The sequence below is a fragment of the Streptomyces sp. NPDC006997 genome, assembly GCF_040635175.1.
Lineage (GTDB): Bacteria > Actinomycetota > Actinomycetes > Streptomycetales > Streptomycetaceae > Streptomyces.
In genome coordinates this window covers 66,214-83,937 of sequence record NZ_JBEYHH010000007.1, presented here as the reverse complement: position 1 = coordinate 83,937, position 17,724 = coordinate 66,214, and the positions used below count along the sequence as shown (strand labels likewise).

At 63.4% G+C, this 17,724-nt stretch carries 23 protein-coding genes; 16 read left to right on the top strand and 7 right to left on the bottom strand.

Annotation, left to right across the window (positions count from 1 at the left end):
• The first annotated feature begins 26 nt into the window (after positions 1 to 26).
• The 3 genes from ABZ659_RS09170 (at position 27) to mug (ending at position 2,929) form a co-directional block, all read left to right on the top strand.
• Positions 27 to 812, top strand: a complete 786-nt coding sequence (locus ABZ659_RS09170; protein WP_360215328.1) for an SGNH/GDSL hydrolase family protein — start codon at positions 27 to 29, stop codon at positions 810 to 812.
• An 81-nt stretch (positions 813 to 893) separates the two neighbouring features.
• A complete protein-coding gene (gene purB / locus ABZ659_RS09165; RefSeq protein ID WP_360215325.1) occupies positions 894 to 2,336 on the top strand; it encodes an adenylosuccinate lyase in 1,443 nt (480 codons plus the stop codon).
• 14 nt (positions 2,337 to 2,350) lie between these two features.
• Positions 2,351 to 2,929 (top strand): G/U mismatch-specific DNA glycosylase, encoded by a 579-nt coding sequence (gene mug, locus ABZ659_RS09160; RefSeq protein ID WP_360215322.1) that lies wholly within the window; start codon positions 2,351 to 2,353, stop codon positions 2,927 to 2,929.
• A gap of 34 nt (positions 2,930 to 2,963) precedes the next feature.
• Here mug and ABZ659_RS09155 read toward each other — a convergent pair whose 3' ends face one another.
• Entirely contained in the window at positions 2,964 to 3,683 is a 720-nt protein-coding gene (locus ABZ659_RS09155; protein WP_360215319.1) for a 5-formyltetrahydrofolate cyclo-ligase, read from the bottom strand.
• Between the two features lie 20 nt (positions 3,684 to 3,703).
• Complete coding sequence (locus ABZ659_RS09150) at positions 3,704 to 4,870, bottom strand: helix-turn-helix transcriptional regulator (RefSeq protein WP_360215316.1); 1,167 nt, start codon at positions 4,868 to 4,870, stop codon at positions 3,704 to 3,706.
• Positions 4,871 to 5,086: 216 nt separating this feature from the next.
• On the opposite strand from ABZ659_RS09150, the gene ABZ659_RS09145 reads away from it, so the two are divergent.
• The 4 genes from ABZ659_RS09145 (at position 5,087) to ABZ659_RS09130 (ending at position 6,945) form a co-directional block, all read left to right on the top strand.
• Complete coding sequence (locus tag ABZ659_RS09145) at positions 5,087 to 5,416, top strand: recombinase family protein (RefSeq protein ID WP_360215313.1); 330 nt, start codon at positions 5,087 to 5,089, stop codon at positions 5,414 to 5,416.
• A gap of 41 nt (positions 5,417 to 5,457) precedes the next feature.
• The gene (locus tag ABZ659_RS09140) at positions 5,458 to 5,787 is read left to right on the top strand and encodes a hypothetical protein (protein ID WP_360215310.1); all 330 of its coding nucleotides are present in this window, start codon (positions 5,458 to 5,460) and stop codon (positions 5,785 to 5,787) included.
• Positions 5,784 to 6,371 carry an ATP-binding protein gene (locus ABZ659_RS09135; protein ID WP_360215307.1) on the top strand — a complete coding sequence of 196 codons (588 nt, stop codon included), beginning with the start codon at positions 5,784 to 5,786 and terminating at the stop codon, positions 6,369 to 6,371. The genes ABZ659_RS09140 and ABZ659_RS09135 overlap by 4 nt, the downstream gene beginning before the upstream one ends.
• A gap of 238 nt (positions 6,372 to 6,609) precedes the next feature.
• Entirely contained in the window at positions 6,610 to 6,945 is a 336-nt protein-coding gene (locus tag ABZ659_RS09130) for an Lsr2 family protein (protein WP_360215304.1), read from the top strand.
• Between the two features lie 104 nt (positions 6,946 to 7,049).
• On the opposite strand, the gene ABZ659_RS09125 is transcribed toward ABZ659_RS09130, so the two are convergent.
• The 4 genes from ABZ659_RS09125 to ABZ659_RS09110 all read right to left on the bottom strand — a co-directional run bounded on the left by ABZ659_RS09125 (position 7,050) and on the right by ABZ659_RS09110 (position 10,693).
• Complete coding sequence (locus tag ABZ659_RS09125) at positions 7,050 to 7,658, bottom strand: hypothetical protein (protein WP_360215301.1); 609 nt, start codon at positions 7,656 to 7,658, stop codon at positions 7,050 to 7,052.
• Between the two features lie 91 nt (positions 7,659 to 7,749).
• Positions 7,750 to 8,313 (bottom strand): hypothetical protein, encoded by a 564-nt coding sequence (locus tag ABZ659_RS09120; RefSeq protein WP_360215298.1) that lies wholly within the window; start codon positions 8,311 to 8,313, stop codon positions 7,750 to 7,752.
• A 392-nt stretch (positions 8,314 to 8,705) separates the two neighbouring features.
• Positions 8,706 to 9,239 (bottom strand): hypothetical protein, encoded by a 534-nt coding sequence (locus tag ABZ659_RS09115; RefSeq protein ID WP_360215295.1) that lies wholly within the window; start codon positions 9,237 to 9,239, stop codon positions 8,706 to 8,708.
• 152 nt (positions 9,240 to 9,391) lie between these two features.
• On the bottom strand, positions 9,392 to 10,693 hold the full coding sequence (locus ABZ659_RS09110; protein ID WP_360215292.1) for a hypothetical protein: 1,302 nt from the start codon (positions 10,691 to 10,693) through the stop codon (positions 9,392 to 9,394).
• Between the two features lie 179 nt (positions 10,694 to 10,872).
• Between ABZ659_RS09110 and ABZ659_RS09105 the strand changes: the two genes are divergently transcribed.
• From ABZ659_RS09105 to ABZ659_RS09090, 4 genes are all read left to right on the top strand, one after another.
• Positions 10,873 to 11,190 carry a hypothetical protein gene (locus ABZ659_RS09105; protein ID WP_360215289.1) on the top strand — a complete coding sequence of 106 codons (318 nt, stop codon included), beginning with the start codon at positions 10,873 to 10,875 and terminating at the stop codon, positions 11,188 to 11,190.
• 211 nt (positions 11,191 to 11,401) lie between these two features.
• The gene (locus ABZ659_RS09100; RefSeq protein WP_360215286.1) at positions 11,402 to 11,623 is read left to right on the top strand and encodes a hypothetical protein; all 222 of its coding nucleotides are present in this window, start codon (positions 11,402 to 11,404) and stop codon (positions 11,621 to 11,623) included.
• Positions 11,620 to 11,844 carry a hypothetical protein gene (locus tag ABZ659_RS09095; protein WP_360215283.1) on the top strand — a complete coding sequence of 75 codons (225 nt, stop codon included), beginning with the start codon at positions 11,620 to 11,622 and terminating at the stop codon, positions 11,842 to 11,844. The genes ABZ659_RS09100 and ABZ659_RS09095 overlap by 4 nt, the downstream gene beginning before the upstream one ends.
• Positions 11,845 to 11,921: 77 nt before the next feature.
• Positions 11,922 to 12,053, top strand: coding sequence for a hypothetical protein (locus ABZ659_RS09090; protein ID WP_360215280.1), 132 nt, complete (start codon positions 11,922 to 11,924; stop codon positions 12,051 to 12,053).
• Between the two features lie 26 nt (positions 12,054 to 12,079).
• Here the strand turns inward: ABZ659_RS09090 and ABZ659_RS09085 are convergent, their stop codons facing one another.
• Positions 12,080 to 12,631, bottom strand: a complete 552-nt coding sequence (locus ABZ659_RS09085) for a hypothetical protein (RefSeq protein ID WP_360215277.1) — start codon at positions 12,629 to 12,631, stop codon at positions 12,080 to 12,082.
• Between the two features lie 92 nt (positions 12,632 to 12,723).
• On the opposite strand from ABZ659_RS09085, the gene ABZ659_RS09080 reads away from it, so the two are divergent.
• The 5 genes from ABZ659_RS09080 to ABZ659_RS09060 all read left to right on the top strand — a co-directional run bounded on the left by ABZ659_RS09080 (position 12,724) and on the right by ABZ659_RS09060 (position 17,230).
• Positions 12,724 to 12,882, top strand: coding sequence for a hypothetical protein (locus tag ABZ659_RS09080; protein ID WP_360215274.1), 159 nt, complete (start codon positions 12,724 to 12,726; stop codon positions 12,880 to 12,882).
• A gap of 131 nt (positions 12,883 to 13,013) precedes the next feature.
• Positions 13,014 to 15,047, top strand: a complete 2,034-nt coding sequence (locus tag ABZ659_RS09075; RefSeq protein ID WP_360215271.1) for a hypothetical protein — start codon at positions 13,014 to 13,016, stop codon at positions 15,045 to 15,047.
• 95 nt (positions 15,048 to 15,142) lie between these two features.
• Positions 15,143 to 15,775 carry a hypothetical protein gene (locus ABZ659_RS09070; protein ID WP_360215268.1) on the top strand — a complete coding sequence of 211 codons (633 nt, stop codon included), beginning with the start codon at positions 15,143 to 15,145 and terminating at the stop codon, positions 15,773 to 15,775.
• Positions 15,776 to 15,796: 21 nt separating this feature from the next.
• Positions 15,797 to 16,444 (top strand): hypothetical protein, encoded by a 648-nt coding sequence (locus ABZ659_RS09065; RefSeq protein ID WP_360215265.1) that lies wholly within the window; start codon positions 15,797 to 15,799, stop codon positions 16,442 to 16,444.
• 105 nt (positions 16,445 to 16,549) lie between these two features.
• Complete coding sequence (locus tag ABZ659_RS09060; protein WP_360215262.1) at positions 16,550 to 17,230, top strand: replication-relaxation family protein; 681 nt, start codon at positions 16,550 to 16,552, stop codon at positions 17,228 to 17,230.
• Positions 17,231 to 17,724 lie beyond the last annotated feature (494 nt).

The following is a 17,724-nucleotide window of genomic DNA, read 5'->3' as shown; positions in this document are numbered from 1 at the left end:
GGCGTCGGGATAGCATCGCCGACGCCATGCAGACGAACCCCCCTCCCCCGTACGCCAGTCTGGTCGCGGTCGGCGACTCCTTCACCGAGGGCATGTCGGACCTGCTGCCCGACGGCACCTACCGCGGCTGGGCCGACCTGCTGGCCGCCCGGATGGCGGCCAGCAGCCCCGGCTTCCGGTACGCCAACCTGGCGGTGCGCGGCAAGCTCATCGGGCAGATCGTCGACGAGCAGGTGGACGTGGCCGCCTCGATGGGCGCCGACGTCATCACGCTGGTCGGCGGTCTCAACGACACCCTGCGCCCCAAGTGCGACATGGACCGGGTGCGCGGCCTGCTGACGGAGGCCGTGGAACGCCTCGCCCCCGCCTGCAAGCAGCTGGTGCTGATGCGCAGCCCCGGCCGCCAGGGCCCCGTCCTGGAGCGGTTCCGCCCGCGCATGGAGGAACTCTTCGCCTGCGTCGACGACCTCGCCGCCCGGCACGGCGCCCTCGTCGTCGACCTGTACGGCGCCCCCTCCCTCGCCGACCCGCGCATGTGGGACGTGGACCGGCTGCACCTGACCGCCGAGGGCCACCGCAGGGTGGCGGAGGCGGTCTGGCAGGGGCTCGGTCACGAGGCGGCGGACCCCGACTGGCGCGTCCCCATGCCGCCCACCCTGCCGCCGGGGTGGGTGACCCGGCGCGTCACGGACCTCCGGTTCGCCCGCCAGCACCTGCTCCCGTGGATCGGCCGCCGCCTGACCGGCCGCTCCTCCGGGGACGGCCTGCCGCCCAAGCGCCCGGACCTGCTGCCGTACGACGGGTCGGCGTAGCCCGCCCGCACGGCCCTTGGAGCTTCCTCCGAACCACCCCGTGGCGCTGGCCTGCACGAATCGCCAGTAGAATCCGTACACGTGACTCCTGCGCCCGCCAAGCCCCGTATCCCCAACGTCCTCGCCGGACGGTACGCCTCCGTCGAACTGGCCACCCTCTGGTCGCCCGAACAGAAGGTGAGGCTGGAGCGGCAGCTCTGGCTCGCCGTGCTGCGGGCCCAGAAGGACCTCGGGATCGAGGTGCCGGACGCGGCGATCGCCGACTACGAGCGCGTGCTCGACCGGGTCGACCTGGCCTCCATCGCCGAGCGTGAGAAGGTCACGCGGCACGACGTGAAGGCGCGGATCGAGGAGTTCAACGACCTCGCCGGGCACGAGCAGGTCCACAAGGGCATGACCTCCCGCGACCTCACAGAGAACGTCGAACAGCTCCAGGTCCGGCTCTCCCTGGAGCTGGTGCGCGACCGCACGGTGGCGGTCCTCGCCCGGCTCGGCAAGCTCGCCGGGGAGTACGGCGAACTGGTCATGGCGGGGCGCTCGCACAACGTCGCCGCGCAGGCCACCACCCTGGGCAAGCGGTTCGCGACCGCCGCCGACGAGCTGCTGGTGGCGTACACCCGGGTCGAGGAGCTGCTCGGGCGCTACCCGCTGCGCGGTATCAAGGGCCCGGTCGGCACCGCCCAGGACATGCTGGACCTGCTCGGCGGGGACGCCGCGAAGCTGGCCGACCTGGAGGGGCGGATCGCCGCCCACCTGGGCTTCTCGCAGGCGTTCACCTCGGTCGGGCAGGTGTACCCGCGGTCGCTGGACTACGAGGTCGTCACCGCGCTGGTGCAGCTGGCGGCGGCGCCGTCCTCGCTGGCCAAGACGGTCCGGCTGATGGCGGGCCACGAGCTGGTGACCGAGGGCTTCAAGCCCGGGCAGGTCGGCTCCTCCGCGATGCCGCACAAGATGAACACCCGTTCCTGCGAGCGCGTCAACGGCCTGATGGTCGTCCTGCGCGGCTACGCCTCGATGACCGGCGAGCTGGCGGGCGACCAGTGGAACGAGGGCGACGTGTCCTGCTCGGTGGTGCGCCGGGTCGCGCTCCCCGACGCGTTCTTCGCGCTGGACGGGCTGCTGGAGACGTTCCTGACGGTGCTGGACGAGTTCGGGGCGTTCCCGGCCGTCGTGGCGCGTGAGCTGGACCGCTACCTGCCGTTCCTGGCGACGACGAAGGTCCTCATGGGCGCGGTCCGCGCCGGGGTCGGCCGGGAGATCGCGCACGAGGCGATCAAGGAGAACGCGGTCGCCTGCGCGCTGGCGATGCGGGAGCAGGGCGCCGAGCGCAACGAGCTCCTCGACCGGCTCGCCGCCGACGAGCGCCTGCCGCTGGACCGCGCCCAGCTCGACGCGCTGATGGCCGACAAGCTGTCCTTCACCGGCGCCGCCGCCGACCAGGTGGCCACCGTGGTCGCCCGGATCGAGGAGATCGCGAAGCAGCACCCCGAGGCCGCGGGCTACACGCCCGGCGCCATCCTCTGACCGGCGCCCCCGCCATGGCCCGGTTCACCCCGGCGGAGCTGGAGGCCGCCCGCGACCGTCGCGTCCCGGACGTCGTCGCGGACGGCCTGCGGGTGCTGTTCTGCGGGATCAACCCCGGCCTGATGAGCGCGGCGACGGGCCACCACTTCGCCCACCCCGGCAACCGCTTCTGGCCGGTACTGCACCTGTCCGGCTTCACGCCCCGCCTGCTGGGACCGTCGGAGCAGGAGGAACTGCTGTCCTACGGCCTCGGCATCACCAACGTCGTGGCCCGCGCCACCGCCCGCGCCGACGAACTGACCGCCGAGGAGTACCGCGAGGGCGGGCGCCTGCTCGCCCTGAGGGCGGCACGACTGCGGCCGAGCTGGCTGGCGGCGGTGGGCGTCACCGCGTACCGCGCCGCTTTCGACGACCGCGAAGCCCGGGTGGGGCCGCAGGAGCGGGTCATCGGTGGTACGCGGGTGTGGGTGCTGCCCAACCCGAGCGGGCTCAATGCGCTGTGGACTATACCCAAACTGACGGATGCGTTTCGTGCGTTTCGGCTGGTCACAGGGCTACCCGACGCGTCGTGTGCGGGTGGCTCCGAGGACTAGTTTAGCCGTCTAGCGCCCCCAGGGACGGCTCCGGCTACCCCTGCTCGGCCCGTGCTGCCAGCGCCGGAATCGCCGCGATCTTCTCGGCGGTGAGGTCGTTCCAGACAAGCCCCGACGGCCGACGCCGGTTAGGGCAGGGGATCACCTCGTCAGGCGTGACGATGTAGTCCACGGAAAAATCATGCTCGGTTTCGGGGATGTCGTCCTCGACCACCTGGAGCGCGTGAACCGGTGCGACGATCACCGTGCGGTCCGTGACGAGGCCCGCCTCGATCAAGAGCGCCACCTCAAGGTCGGAGTACCCGGCACCCTTCCCGATGCGTGCTCCGGATCGGTTCACGGCGACACTGCCGCACACCACCACGTCGATAGGTTCCATCGACTCTGGCGCAAGCCGGCGGGCGACTTGAGCCGCACCCTTCTTCTCGGCAGCTTCCTCGGGTGGAAGCCCGAGGTTCTTGGGGTCGAGCAGGTAGAACGGTTCGAGTGACGCCATACGCGGCACGGCCATGTAGACGCGCTTGCCGTCCTTGAGCGCCTGGACACGTACCGGAAGCTGCGCCCAGTCGGGGTTGGCCTTCACGGTGGTCGCTCGCAGCCAAAAGTCCTGACCGGCCAGTTGTACGGCAGTGTCGTCGGCACCGTAGAAGCCGGGGATTTTCCCGTACGAGTCGGCGGGTGCGCCGCCCCCGTCGATCAGGCGACGCCACACCTTCTCGCGCAGTGCCTGCTTGGCCTGGTCGATGTCGTTCACCCTGCACCCCGCCCGTACGTTTAGATCCCTGCCATCAACGCGAGCAACCGGTCGTTGATCTCCTGCGCCCACGGTTCCTGCCGCCACTGCCGAAGCTCCCGACCAGCAGCAAACGCCAGGTTAAGCCCGCCACCACCACGAGTCAGCTCCACGGCATCAATCGTCCGGTGCATGGCGCTGGCTGCTTCGTCGAGCTTCCGTTGCCGGATGAGCGCCAAGGTCAGGTTGCCCAGCGCGATGGCTTGAGATTTCTTCTTGGCAGCGAGCGCCCGTGTAGTCATACGGAGGATGGGTTCGGCGCGTTCGGGAAGGTCGAGGAACAGATAGCAGGAGCCTGCCAGCCGGTTGTACTCGTTCACCGTGTAGTACGGGGCGGCCACGTCATCGGGGTGGATGCGGTCGAACTGATCCTCCGCCTTTCGCAGTGCTGCTTCGCACTCGGAGGTCGCGCCGGTCATCGCGTGTCCTTCGGCGACGTGAAGAAGGGACAGTCCAGTCAGCGACGGGCTGACCAGCGTGGCAACGTCGGCTGCCTGCTGCGCCAGGACAGCTCCGCGCTGCGGATTTTTTTCGCCGTACAGCGCGACGTAGGCCATGCGGAGTGTCGCGTACGCCTCGATGGAGGGATCACGGACATGCCTTGCAGCGTCGACAGCCTCCCCGAAGTAGCTCAGGGGTGCGTGGTGGTCGCGTCGCTGGCTGACGTCCCAGACCAACTGCCCCATGAACGTTGCTGAGTCGGCTTCGACTTCGTACAGCGCCCGACGTACACGCGGGTTGGCGGCATTCTCGCGGAGGAACTTCACCTGGCCGTGCAGTTGTCCGGCACGACCTAGCAGGCTGGTGGATGCCTCTTGGTCGTACGACTCATCCAATTGCCGCAGCCGTTCGTGGAGGTAGGCAACGACCATCAGGTCGGCGGAGGCTGGATTCTCCAGGGCATACGTCATCCGGTCGCTGGGCCGGTCATCGGTGACCACGATGTCATCGAGCAGTGCTTGCAGTTCCTCGGCCGTCACCTTCAGCGCGCGTGCCAGTTTTGGCCGCAACCAGGCTTGAGGTTCGGTCTCGGCATTCTCCCAGCGACCTACCGTGGAGCGCTCGACGCTAAGGTGTTCGGCCAGTCCCTCTTGCGTGAAGCCTGCCGACTTCCGCCGCCTGGCGAGACGTATGCGCTTCGCTGCCACCAGGACATCCCTCCGGTGTGGGGCGAGCTAACACCGTAGCGGTTCGTGGGACATCCGTGCAGGCCAGGGCAGAAAACGCCGCACGGATGCGGCATGTGTGCCGCACGTTTGCTGTGGTGTCTTTGCAGGTCAGACCGCTTGTCTGGCGGGCAGGTTGGCGAGTGGCGCGGACGGTGACGTCACTCGCCAGCCGTTCCAGTCCCCCAGGAGGAGCGGATGCCACCTGCCATGTATGGCTTCATGCGGTTAACGCCAAGCGACGATGGCCAAGATGAAAACGAGGCAATCCGGCAGGAGCTTGCGGCTCATGCCAGCCGCGAAGGCTTCACGTTGGAGCGGCTGTTCATCGAGCGGCTCGGTTCGGAAGAAGAGTCGGCCTTCTTCACCCTCGTAGACGCCCTCAAGGCCACTGACGTCAAGCACGTCATCGTGCCGTCGCTGTGGCACTTCGCGCGGCTACCTGGACTGCAAGCGGCCATGCGCGAACACATCGAGAAGGAACTCGGTGCGCGGCTGTGGATCGTGCAGGGGGTGAAGACCCGGTGACTACACCCGCCCCGCTGTGCATTGGGTATCTACGGCTTCGCATGTCCGACGACGACCAGGTAGAACGGCAGCACATTGTGGACATGGCGGCCTTCGCTGAACGTAAAGGGCTCGTCCTGTCGATGGTGTTCGTTGAGAAGCGCTGGCTACGGACGCTCGCCCTCAACGCGCTGACCGCCTACTGCAAAGGTCACGGCATCCGCCACGTAGTCGTGCCGACCAGTGAGCACCTGAACCAACTGCCGATGCTGTTGGTGCTTTTCAAACAAGAACTTGAGCAGGAGATCGGCGGTCACGTCTGGATCGTCGCGTCCGCCGAGGGCGAGTCATCGGGTGCGCCGAGCGTCGCGGAGAACGGCGGCGACCGATGAACGCGACCGCTTCCACTGTGAAGACACTGCATGTTGCCCGGCTGCACCTTGTTACCGCCGCTTCCGCCGTGGCGGTTGCGCGCGAGTTCGTCCACCTGATGCTTCAGCACTGGAAGCTGGACAGCTACGCCGCCGACACCGCCCTCGTGATGTCCGAGCTGGTCAGTAACGCCGTCAAGGCGACCGGCTTCTACGACCGGCAGCCGAGGCCATGGGAAGTCACCGCCGAGCACGTCATGGCTTTGCAGCTTCGAGCTATTGGCGATGAACTGTACGTCGAGGTCTGGGACCGCAGCCCGCGTGAACCGGCCAAACAACACGTCACCGCGGATGCCGAAGGTGGGCGCGGACTTCACCTGGTCGAAGCGCTGGCCCAGAAGTGGGGCATCTACCATCCGCCGGCCGGGGGCAAGATCGTGTGGGCGCTCATCACGACGACCAAACTGCCAAGCCCCGAGCTGGATGGTCAGACGCTGCAACTGCGCGTGCCGGATGAGCTGAATCCGCAGCCCGGTCCCGTGAAGGAACAGGCGTCCATCGCCCTGATGCAGCGCGTCCTTGATGGCCTGCGCAACCTCCTCTGATCCGACCCGCTGACAGGGCAGGACGCCATGACGGAGAAGCCGATCGCGGGGTGCTCTTCGGTGGGTGGAGGAGTGCGGTAGGCGGTTGCGGGACACTTCACGGATGGCGCCCGGGCGGCGCGGTGATTGAGTTCTGCCACGATGATTCGCCAACGACGTTGCGACCGTCGCCGCCGCGCTGATAAGAATCGCAACGTAAGACGTTGATTATCTCGAACCCGAAGAAGGCAGACCAACGATGGCACAGCAGATCATTACCCAACTGGTCGATGACCTCGACGGGTCCGAGGCGTCTGAGACGATCGTGTTCGGCCTCGATGGCAGGACATACGAGATCGACTTGAGCGAGAAGAACGCCGCCAAGCTGCGCAAGGTGCTGGAGCCGTACGTCGACAAGGGGCGGAAGACGAGCCAGACGCGCGGTGGCAAGCGTGCGGGTGCCGGGCGGGCTACTGGTGACAGCGACACCGCACAGATTCGCGCGTGGGCCAAGGAGAACGGCTACGAGGTGAACGACCGTGGCCGCGTTCCTGCGGACATCAAGGAAGCGTACGCGAAGGCCAAGGTCGCCTAACGTTTATCTGCTTGATCCAAGGCCCCCGCTCGACGGGGGCCTTGGATTTTTCTCTGTACATCCAAATTGAAGTGCGACTGGCCACTCAAGAATGTTCGATAACCCTAGGCAGCCGCCCGAATGACCGCGACGATGACGACGATGGCAACCAGCCACAGGGCGGCGGTGATGAACCCTGAACCGAGATCACCTCGTTCTGTATGTTCGCAGTTCTCATCAGCCCTAGGCCCGTACCAGTCCCAGACGTACCAAACGAGGCTCTCTGCTGGCAGCTGCAACTTGCGAACCAGTGCTTCATTCCGCAACTCGGAGACAGACGCGGCTGATCTCGCTGAGCATCGCCAGTTGTACTGATCGGTGCTACTCAGCCCCTCCCACCAGCTTTGCGCTTCCTGCTCCTTCCTCTGGGATTCCGCCGCATGTCTCTGACGAGCACGCTCTGCCGCCAAACGGTGCCGTTCTGCACGGCGACCATCTTCTGATTCGAGCCAATTTTGAAGGCGGTCATCGACCGGCCGGGGCGTAACAGGAAAGTCACCGTTACGATATCTGGCCAACTGCTGCTCATCCATCATGCGCTGACGCAGATGAATCTCACCGAGATGATTGTGCTGTTGCTCAGGAGTCATCCACCCCATCTCCCCTGCCGCAAGAACATTCTGTTCCCCATACCGGGGGTCGTCAGGGTTGTAGAAGCTGTGCGGTGTGCTCATAGTGCGACCTCGTGAGCTGTTCTACGTCGGGACGTTCAGTGAGCCACCGGGGAGCGCATGATCGCAACCGGTTTCGCCGCATATGGTGCCGTCAGGCAGCAAGCCCCAAGTCGTCTTGCGCACGCGCCCCTACCGCCTCGCTTACGACCCTTGGACTGACCGCTGCCACGTCCTGCCACACCCGCTCAAAGTGCGCACGCTCCTCGTTGACGTAGGGCTTCGAGAAGACGCCAGACAAAAAGTACTCGCCAAGCGTCTTACCGAACCACTCCTGTTCCAGCAGGCCCTCGTACGCCAAGCAGGCAGAGGCGGGGTAACCGTAGAGGACCCCGGCTTCAAGCACAGTCAGCTCGTTGCGGCGGTTCAATACGTAGTCGAGCGTCGGCTTGTTGGCCGCGACCTGGAGCCATTCGTGCCGCACGCCGTCGGGGTCGGTGTAGTGGTTGGGAGCGAACGGGAGGTTGAGTGCTTCAAGGAGCTGTGTGGCCGCCGCCTTGTCACCTCGGTCTATGGCAACGTCGGTGATCTGCTTGTGCCCGAGCAGCAGCGCCAGCAGATTAACTTTCTCGACCGTCAGCAAGTGGAGGTCATTTTCAATAAGAGCAACCCTCTTCTTGGTCAGTCGTACGACGCGCTTCAACGCGTCGGACTGCACAGTGAATTGAGGGTTGACGGGTAACATGTATTTAAAATAGCATAACGCCCCAAAATATCCGCACGACCAAGGAGATGTCATGCGTCTGCGAGTGCGTCAGATTCTGTCGAGTGTTCTCAGCGCACAGAACTGTCGCTGCGGGTGTCCGGGATGCAAGAACGGAAATCACTGCGGCATGTCCGCCAACCAGTGCAGTGTAGGTCGGCGCTAACCACGAACTCGCCGCGGTCGTTTTGGATCGCGTCGACGTAGCGCAAGCCGGCCATGGCCTATTGGTCGAACAGTTCCAGCGCACACCCCAAAAATGAAGAACACCCCGCGACCGACCAGCGGACGCGGGGAGGCGTTCTTCGCTGGGTGGTGCGGGGTGGAGTGTCGGAGGGAGTCTGGCGTTACCAGCCGTCCAGCTTGGTGCTGATCTCTCGCAGGACCGCCGTCTGCTCCTGGGTGGCCTCGATGAGGCTGACCAGGAGAGCCCTGATGGACGGCTCCTCGACCGAGGATTCCGTGACTTCAGGTGTGCGTCGCTTGATTTCCTTTCCCTGCGCGAGTGCGTCGAGGATCTCGACCATCTCGTCCAGGGCGAGGTCTTCAAGGTGAAACACGCGAGCTTCGGTGAGCCCGTGCTGCTCAGCGAAGTTCTTGCGCCGAGTCTTGATGTCGCCCGCGAGTCCTTCACCGCCGTACGCGTTGAGGAGCGCCTGAACGTAGAGGTGGCTCGCGTCCATGGCGTTCAGGGAAGCACGCAGCAACTCGTAGGCTTCAAGCGCGGTTGTTACGCCGAAGTACCGGAGAAATCTCAGTGTGCCACCGCCCGCACTCTCAGGCGTGAGCCCGGCCCCCTTTTTCAGGAAGCGGAGTTGACGCAAGAAGACTTCGCGGTGATCGTGCACCATTGCAGCGAGGCCGAGCACTTTTTCCGACATTGTGTGCCTCTTGGTTCGATTCGGATAGGGCACGCCACTGGCTGAAATCAACCGAACGGGGTGCCACATCCGAAGACAGAGGCAAGATGCAAATCGTCGAAACTCGCGACAATTCACGCCTATTTAAACATGAATTGATATTTTAGTCAATGTTAACCGACCTTATCGGAGAACTTCACCAGGATGGTGAACTGCACCCATCCGGGCGACTGCCGCAAGATTCCGTCTTGCCTTTCCTCACCGATCAGTGCGCCGTCAGGCTTGGTGATTCCACCCAGCACTCCCTCGTCTTCCGGTGTGAATATATTGTCGTCACCATCCGATATTGGGAGCCCCTTGTCCCCATGCTTTTCTTGAGTGGGCTTGGTGATGAGGTATGTCGAATCTTCTATATATAGGATTTCCATCGGCTTCTCGGCCACGAAGTTGCACGCAGCCCATACTGCTGGTGCGTTATCCGCACTGAGTCGCCCCCACAAGCCAGGGTTGTAAGCAGGTTGTTTACGTACGCCGATTTTAAAGCGTGCGTTATGGATTTGCGCAGCCGAGTTCCCTTTATCAAGGCCCGGTGACACGGCATTCGAGAACCATGCCTGGCAGTCATACAAATGACCATCCTCGGCTGCGATGCGATTGCTCCAGCGCCGCTTATCTACGGCTTCCTTTTCGTCGTGACACAGCAAGAATTCACGTTCATCGCCAAAGGTGAACTGGTCTGTGAGCGAGTTGAAGACGGCATATGGTGCCGGGCTCTTGACCGAGTACATCTTTCGATCAGGTCCCCACCCGTAAGAATTGTCGAGATCTGTCTCGGGGATTTTCACTGGCGTCTCACTGGACGACGCCTTAGGCGTCTCCTTGTTTGTCTCACCATCCCAAGCGGCTGGGGCAATGATGGCAGCAGCACCAAGGCAGGCAACTGCTAGCACCACCAGATGACGGTGCCGGATTACTACCTTCAGTGTTCTGGTAGGTACGGCGGATTCTTCGGCAGTAGGCGTCTGGCTATCGTCTCCTTCATCAAGGTGCTGCTGCGCGGCATCCAAGAATGGATCGCCGCTCTCAGCTTCAGATTTGCCAGTTGCAGCCCGAGCCAAGATGAGCTGGGCCAGCTCTGCAAAACCGTCCTTCTCGTACTTGATGTGTGTTCCTCGACTGACGCCGAGAAAGCGCTCATTCTTGGGAAGGTTAACGCCGTACGCCCACTCTCGGCGCTCTTCGAGGTCGCCATGCCACTCCATGTTGACGTTGAGTGCGTTGCGGACAGCGCGGGATACTCGTCTGTCACCCAGGGCGTTGATTGCCTGATCCAAGGCTGCCAGCCCAGCGACTGGATCGCCCGGCGTGCTGAGCAGATCGAGGAGCCACGGCCTGGCATTCAACTTGGCAGGCGTGACACCTTCCCCTCGCCGCATCTCCTCGAAGGCCGCGATCAACTTCGTCTCGTCGCTCACTAGGTCCCCACCCGCCTGCACGCAACCAGTACGTACAGAATCCCATGCAGCCACGTACAGATCACGTACAGCCTTGAACTTGCACGTCAACTGCATGTACCGCCGCCCCCTGGCCGGCTGACGGTTGGTCTGCGCGACCAACCAGCGCGCACCGACAGCGAAGGACAGGAAGGCCCAACATGAGCGATCTCATCAGGTACGAGGGCGGCAGCAGCAGGGCCGCAGCTCGTCGTTCGTCCCGCGCGATGCGTGAGTTGCAGCAGCGCGGCGAACTCGACCTGGCCCAGCTTATCAACAGCGGCAGGCAGGCAGAGGCCCGCGCGATGGTTCGTCGTCGCCTGGCGGAAGACGGCCTGGCGGACGTTGCCGACGTCGGCAATCTTGCCCGCGAGCTGGCGAACGGTGACCAGTTCATCGCGAGCCTGCTGATCCCGATCGTTCAGGAATTCGCCCGCACCACTGCGCGTGACATCCGCGAGTTCGGGCGGGGCTTCTAAATGACGACTTGGGACAAGTGTGTCGTCGGCTTCGTTCTCCTCTTCTGGCTCGTCTGGGGGCTTCTCTACATCGAGGCAGCTTGGGGTGTGCGGAAGTACGAGCGCCGGTTGTCGCCGCTGGAACAGCACCTCGTCATGCAGGTTCGGAAGCGCCGGACGATGCGCCAGATGCGCCGAGTCGTCCGGGACCACGAGAAAGGTTGGCACTGACATGATCCAGGCCATAACCGAAGGGCAGAGTTCGGCACTTGGTGGCTTCTACCTCCTGGTGCTGCTCGGCCTCTTCATCGGGGTGTGCGTGTTGGTCAACCGGTTCTTCGGTGACCGCATTCGCTACAACCAGCGCCGTCGTCAGGTGGAGCGTCAGCTCAACGACTACGAGGTCAACTCCTCGATCGTGGACGACATCCTGCGCGACAGGCGAAGCCGGTGATCCTCGCGGCCAGCGAAGGCGGCCAGGCGAGCGGCGCGACCGCCTTCATCCTGATCGTGCTCGCCATCTGGGCATTGTCCCGGCTGAGTGGCACAACAGCACATCGAGCCAAGCGGGCGAAGCGTAAGCGCGAGATCGACGCCATCGTGCGCAGTCGTCCCGAAGACACCGACATCTTCCGCGAAGTGCTGGACGAGGTCGACTACGACAAGCGCCACTGATCCGCCCCTTCTACCCGCAGCCGACCGCGCTCGGTGGGTCGACTGCTTCATACCGAGTCCAAGAGGAGGTGATGAACATGGGAAGCAAGCTCTGTCCGGACTGCGAGGGCTCTGGCCTTGTCGCCCCGCCCGGTGTCGAGGAACCGATCGACTGTGACACCTGTGGTACTGACGGCTGGATCGTCGTAGAGGACGACGAAGACGAGTAGGCACTCAAGCCATCCCGAGCGGCGGCTCAGGCCGCTCGGGATGGTGCGTCGTCCAACGCGGCGAAGAACTCAGCCTCCAGAAACTTCGTGAAGGCGTCGAACTCGCGGCGCTGGCGCTTCACCAGCTCTCGTCGCTCATCCTTGGACACCACCGTCACCAGGTCGGCGTCCTGGGTAGTGAGTCGATACCCGATCACCCCGAAGCCCTGGCAGATGAGCCGCTGCTTGTAGGGAACGGCGCTGCCGTCGTAGAAGCGCCCCAGCAAGGGCACCAGCCGGCCGAGCTCCGCGGCGTTGTGTCGGATCGTCTGGTTCTTCCGACGTCGACGAGCGGCTTGGTCGGGTGCCTGCTCGATGTACTGCCGGTCCTCGGCATTGGTGGCAGAGCGGAAGCCGACGTACGGAGCGAGCAAGCGGTCGGCATGGCCGCCGCATGAACCCGTCGTCGTAAATCCCAGCACTCGCAGGATGGTCACCGCCTCCACGATCTGACGGTCGACAGGCTTGCCGAGTCCATCCCGAAGCTGACGAACCTGCCGTCTCTCGCGCTCCCAGATGTCCTTTAAATCCCTCTTCATTCCTAGGTTCCATTTTACGCCTAGATGATCTTCTTTTCGATCCCCGCCGGCCACAAGGCGTGATCGGCCGCATCTACCAGAGAGGTGACCCCGTGGCAAAGGCTCGGAACTTCCTGTTACTGCTTCTGCTGGCTGCGTTCACGGTTCGCGTGCTGTGGCTGGCAGTTGAGCCGCTGCTGCCATTCGTCGTCAGCGGCCTGGCGGTGCTGCTGGTGCTGGGCTTCATCTACCACCGGATGACGAGGTGGTGACCGTGGACCCCTGCGTCTACCGCTTGAACTTTCCCTCAGACCTCGATGCCGACCAAGTGGCCACGTGGCTAATGGCTGTGTCCGGGACGCTCACCACTGGTACCCGGCGCCTGTTGGGAGTGTCGTCCCTCGTGTTCGAGGTGGAGGCGGATGAGCGCGGGATCTCCTACCGCCTGGTGGTGCCGGAAGATACGGCCGACTTCCTGACGGGTCAGCTGCGGACGTTGGTGCCGGGTTCTACCGCCACGCCGGCGGGCGCGGATGATGCGCCCAACCAATGGACCGCCGCGGTCGAGCTAGGGCAGACGAACCCACGACGCAGCCTCGGCATTGTGAACGCTGGAGCTATCTCGGCAAGCCTGCTCGCTACGTTGCAGGGGCTCGGCCGGGGTGAAGCGCTACTGCTTCAGTGGGTGGTGTCACCGGCACTTCGGCAGCGTCCACCACAGATAGCGGGCGAGCTGGTAGTGCCGGGCCGACGCTTCGCCTCCACTCCCGACCGCGACCGCATCAACGACGTGCGCGCGAAGCTCTCGGAACCGAACTTTCTCGGCGTTCTGCGCGTGGCAGTGAATGCTCCAACCAAGCAGCGCAGCGACCAGCTCATGTCGCGAGTACGAGCCAGCCTCGCCAGTGTGGGAAGTAGCAGTAACCGACTCAAGCAACGGCTGACGACGAGTGGTCGCGTCGTTTCACGGGTTGAGCAGCGGACGGTGCCGACACTCTTTCCTATGCAGCTCGCTGGCTCCGAGTTGGTGGCCCTGCTTGCGTGGCCGATCGGCTCGCCCCATGTTGCTGGGCTTCCACAAGGACGGACACGACAGCTTGCACCGACCGGTGCCGTGTCGCGGACGGGGCGGGTAATCGCGCGGAGCAACTTCCCGGGCAATGAACGACCGGTTGCCCTCGGGGTGATCGAGTCGGCTCAGCATTTGCAAGTTGTGGGACCGACCGGGAGCGGGAAAACCGTACTACTCAGTAACTTGATCGCCAAGGATATGAACGCCGGTCGTGGCGTGGTGCTCATCGAGAGCAAGGGTGATCTGTTCAAGGAAGCGCTGGCTCGTGTGCCGGAACATCGCCTTCATGACGTCGTCCTTCTGGACGTGAGCGACACCGATTACCCGGTGGGTTTCAACATCTTGCAGGGGTCGCCCTTCGTGGTGGCTGCCGACATCCAAAGGCTCTTCGACCACTTGTATCCCCAGGACGCCCGAGGGGTGCGCGTACGGCAGGGCTTCTACCACCTGATCCTCACCCTCATGATGTCTGCTGGGTTCACCGAGCCGATGACGTTCGCGGACATTGGGCCGCTCGCCGTCCCGAAGGCTCATGAGGCCGACTTCGCCCGGCGCCTGGTGGAAGGTGTCGGGCATATCGAGGAGCTGGCGACGTGGTGGGCAGGAATAGATGAACGCAGCAGGGCGGCGCACTTCCAGCCGGTCATGGATCGGATCTGGCAACTGACCTCGCGGCGGTCGCTGCGGAACATCATCGGGCAGTCCCGCAGCACCGTGAACCTGGATGACATCCTGCGCTCGGGGAAGATCCTGCTCGTCAACCTCTCACGGGCCACCGAGGGTAAGGACACAGCCGGGCTGCTCGGGTCGCTGCTACTCAACTCGGTGTGGAGTGCCGTACAGGCCGGAGCGACGAGTCCGGACCGGCCCACCATGCTGTACCTCGATGAGTTCCAGGACTTCATCAACTTGCCGTTCGCTCCCGCCGACATGTTCGCCCAGGCGCGCAGTCGCGGCCTCGCTATGACGGTGGCGCATCAGTTCCTCGGGCAGCTCAGCCGGGAGCTGCAAGGGGCGACACAGAACAACGCGCGCTCGACGGTGGTCTTCCAGACCTCCGCAGATGAAGCCCGAGACTTCGCTCGGCAGTTCGGCCGCAGCGTGACAGACGACGACTTCGTGAACCTCCGTCGCTTTGAAGTCATCATGCGGCTGGCGACGAGCGAGGGAGTCAGTACGCCAGTCACCGGGGTCACGCTGCCACCCGTTGAGCCGACCGGCCTTGCGGACGAGGTACGGCAGCTTTCTCGACAGAACTACGGGCGGCCGGTCGCGGAGGTGGAGGCGGAGATCAGGCAGCACCGCGGCGGGCCGCCGGCCCCGGCCGCTTCTACCAGGCGACGGCGGTTCGGTGGACCTCGCTAACTCCCTGGTACGGGGACGCAGTCAGGTCATATCCTAGTCCGTTCTGTTGAGATCAACTTGAGCTTGGAGAACCTACGTTGCTGGATACGGCGAAGATGGTGGAGCAGCTCGACCTCCTGATCGGCGAGTATCAGGACATGCTTCGCACGGGGACGGAGGGAGTACTGTCATCAGACCGGGCCAAGTTCCTTGCCAGTCGGCTTGAGTCGGCAATCGATCGTTTGGCCGTCCCTGGCAGCAGCTACGTGCGTCAACTTGACATCCATCGCGACGACAAGCGGACGACAAATAGGATTCGAGCAATCTATAGCATCGCGCTCGGACTTTGTGAGGATCTCAAAGCCGGTTGGACCGAGTCTGTTGTTGAGATGGTCCACGCTGACACTCACAGCGATTACTTGGAGATGTCGGAGACCTTGCTCCGATCCGGGTTCAAGGATGCCGCAGCGGTCATTGCAGGGACGGCCCTTGAGGTCCACGTGCGTGGGCTGTGCGGGAAGAACGGCGTCGACACAGAGCTAGCTGACGGAACGCCGAAGAAGGCTACTGTCATGAACGCTGATCTCAAGAAAGCTGGTGTCTACGCGACGCTTCAGGAGAAGCAGGTGACGGCGTGGATGGATCTGCGAAACCAAGCCGCTCACGGCAACTACGAGAAGTACGATGCCAATGAAGTTCGAGCGTTGGTAAGCGGCGTGCGGGACTTCATGCTCAAGTACCCCGCGTAGCGAAGAACGAAGGGGCCCCAAATGACCAACGTCGACAAGGTTGTCGATCAGCTCAACTTCCTGATCAAAGCGTCGGAAAACTATACACGGAATCAAACTCGACATCTTCTTGAAGATGCAGAGGACGCGGTGGTGCTTAGCAACCGGTTGGAGGCCGCGATTGAGCGTGCGTCGCGGCCGACCTCCGCGTACATGAAACAGCTAGATACTGCACGCCGCAAGGTTCAGCCTCACCGGCTTCGAGAAGTACGTATCGTCGCTATTGGTCTTCGGGATGACCTGGTTGCCGGATGGGTTGAATCGGTCGTCGAGCTGGTGCACGCCGATACCTATCGCGACTACCTGGAGATGGCGGAGGCGCTGCTTGCCAAGGGATACAAGGACGCCGCGGCCGTCATCACGGGAACGTCCCTCGAAGTCCACGTGCGCGCTCTGTGCGTGAAAAACAACGTGACGACGGCAGTGGCAGGCAGGCCAAAGAAGGCCGACACCATGAACGCCGACCTCAAAAAGGCGGGTGTGTACGACGGGTTGCAGCAGAAGGAAGTCACCGCCTGGATGGACCTGCGGAACAAGGCGGCGCATGGCAACTACGCCGACTACGACCGAGATCAGGTGCGTCGTCTCATCGATGGCGTAGAAGCCTTCATGAGGAAGTACCCGGCGTAGGCGAGCCCGGTAGGCCAGGGGTAGGCCGACCGTAGGTCTACCCCTGTACCTGTAGCCAGCCTGACCAGGTAGAACGCCGGGACCTATCCGGACGGAGGACGGACGTTGGAACTGACCCAACGCGACTATGACGTACTCAAGCTCACCCAGACCTTTTCCCAGCTTGCTTCGACACACCTTACGGAGCTGCTGTTCGCAGATAGGTCGCATTCGGTTCCTGACAAAGTGCTTGGGCGGTTGGTGCGGCTCGGCTACCTATCTCGGGTCGGGCGTCGGGCGACTGGCAGTAAAGGCGGGGCTGGGGCGTTCGTGTACCAGCTTGGCCGTGCCGGGCGGTTACTTCTGGACGTCGAAGGCCGCCTCTCTCCCAACGTGAACAACCACGCCCTCATGATGGCTGACACATACCTGGAACTGCGACGTGCAGAAAGCGCGGGCGTCCTCGCAGTTAAGGCGTGGGAGGTGGAACGACGAGTGCCGCCAAGCGTCCGCGCTGATCTATACGTGGCACTCGAATTCCCACAGCAGAGACGACAGAGCGCGTACTTCCTTGAGGTCGACCTGAGCACCGAACAACCAGCCCGCATCCGGGAGAAGGTTGCCGGATACTGGCAGGCCGTCGAGGCCAATACGGACGACTACTTCCCGTACGTGGTGTTCGTCGTCAGGCACGAGGTGCGTAAGCGCGAGCTGGCGCGCATCTTCCGGCAGCTACCCGAGGAACGCCAAGATATGCTGCGGGTGCATCTTTTCTGCGAGCTTATTCCCGAACTCATACGCCTCTAATATCGATAAGAATTATTGACAAAATGATCAAGAAATGTTTAAATTAGGTAGGGTGAATTGCCTTCACCTTCACACCGTTCGCCTGCAATGGGTTGAGTCCGCCGCACCGCGGTTTAGGTGTTCCTTGTTGAAGGAGAACGTTGTGAACAATCGTCGTGCTGCTCGTATGAGTGTGGGGCTCGCATGTTTCGGCATCGGCGTCGGCCAGCTCCTCTTGGCAGTGATCGCCAACTACGTGGGGGTGGAGATCTCACCCTGGTACTACGCAGCGGCGCCCCTCGCTACAAGCCTCATCGCCTTCATGGCGGCTGCTGTCGCCACTCGCGACTAGGGAGGCACTGACCACTTCACCAAAGCTGACCCCGCAGCGATGCGGGGTCCACTACTATGTGCCCCTCTTGACTGCTCAGGCACTCGAACGGGGGCTTTTCTCGTGTCAAGCAATGCCGGTAATGGCTGGAAGTATCCAGGGTGGAAGTGGGTCCCAGTAGGGA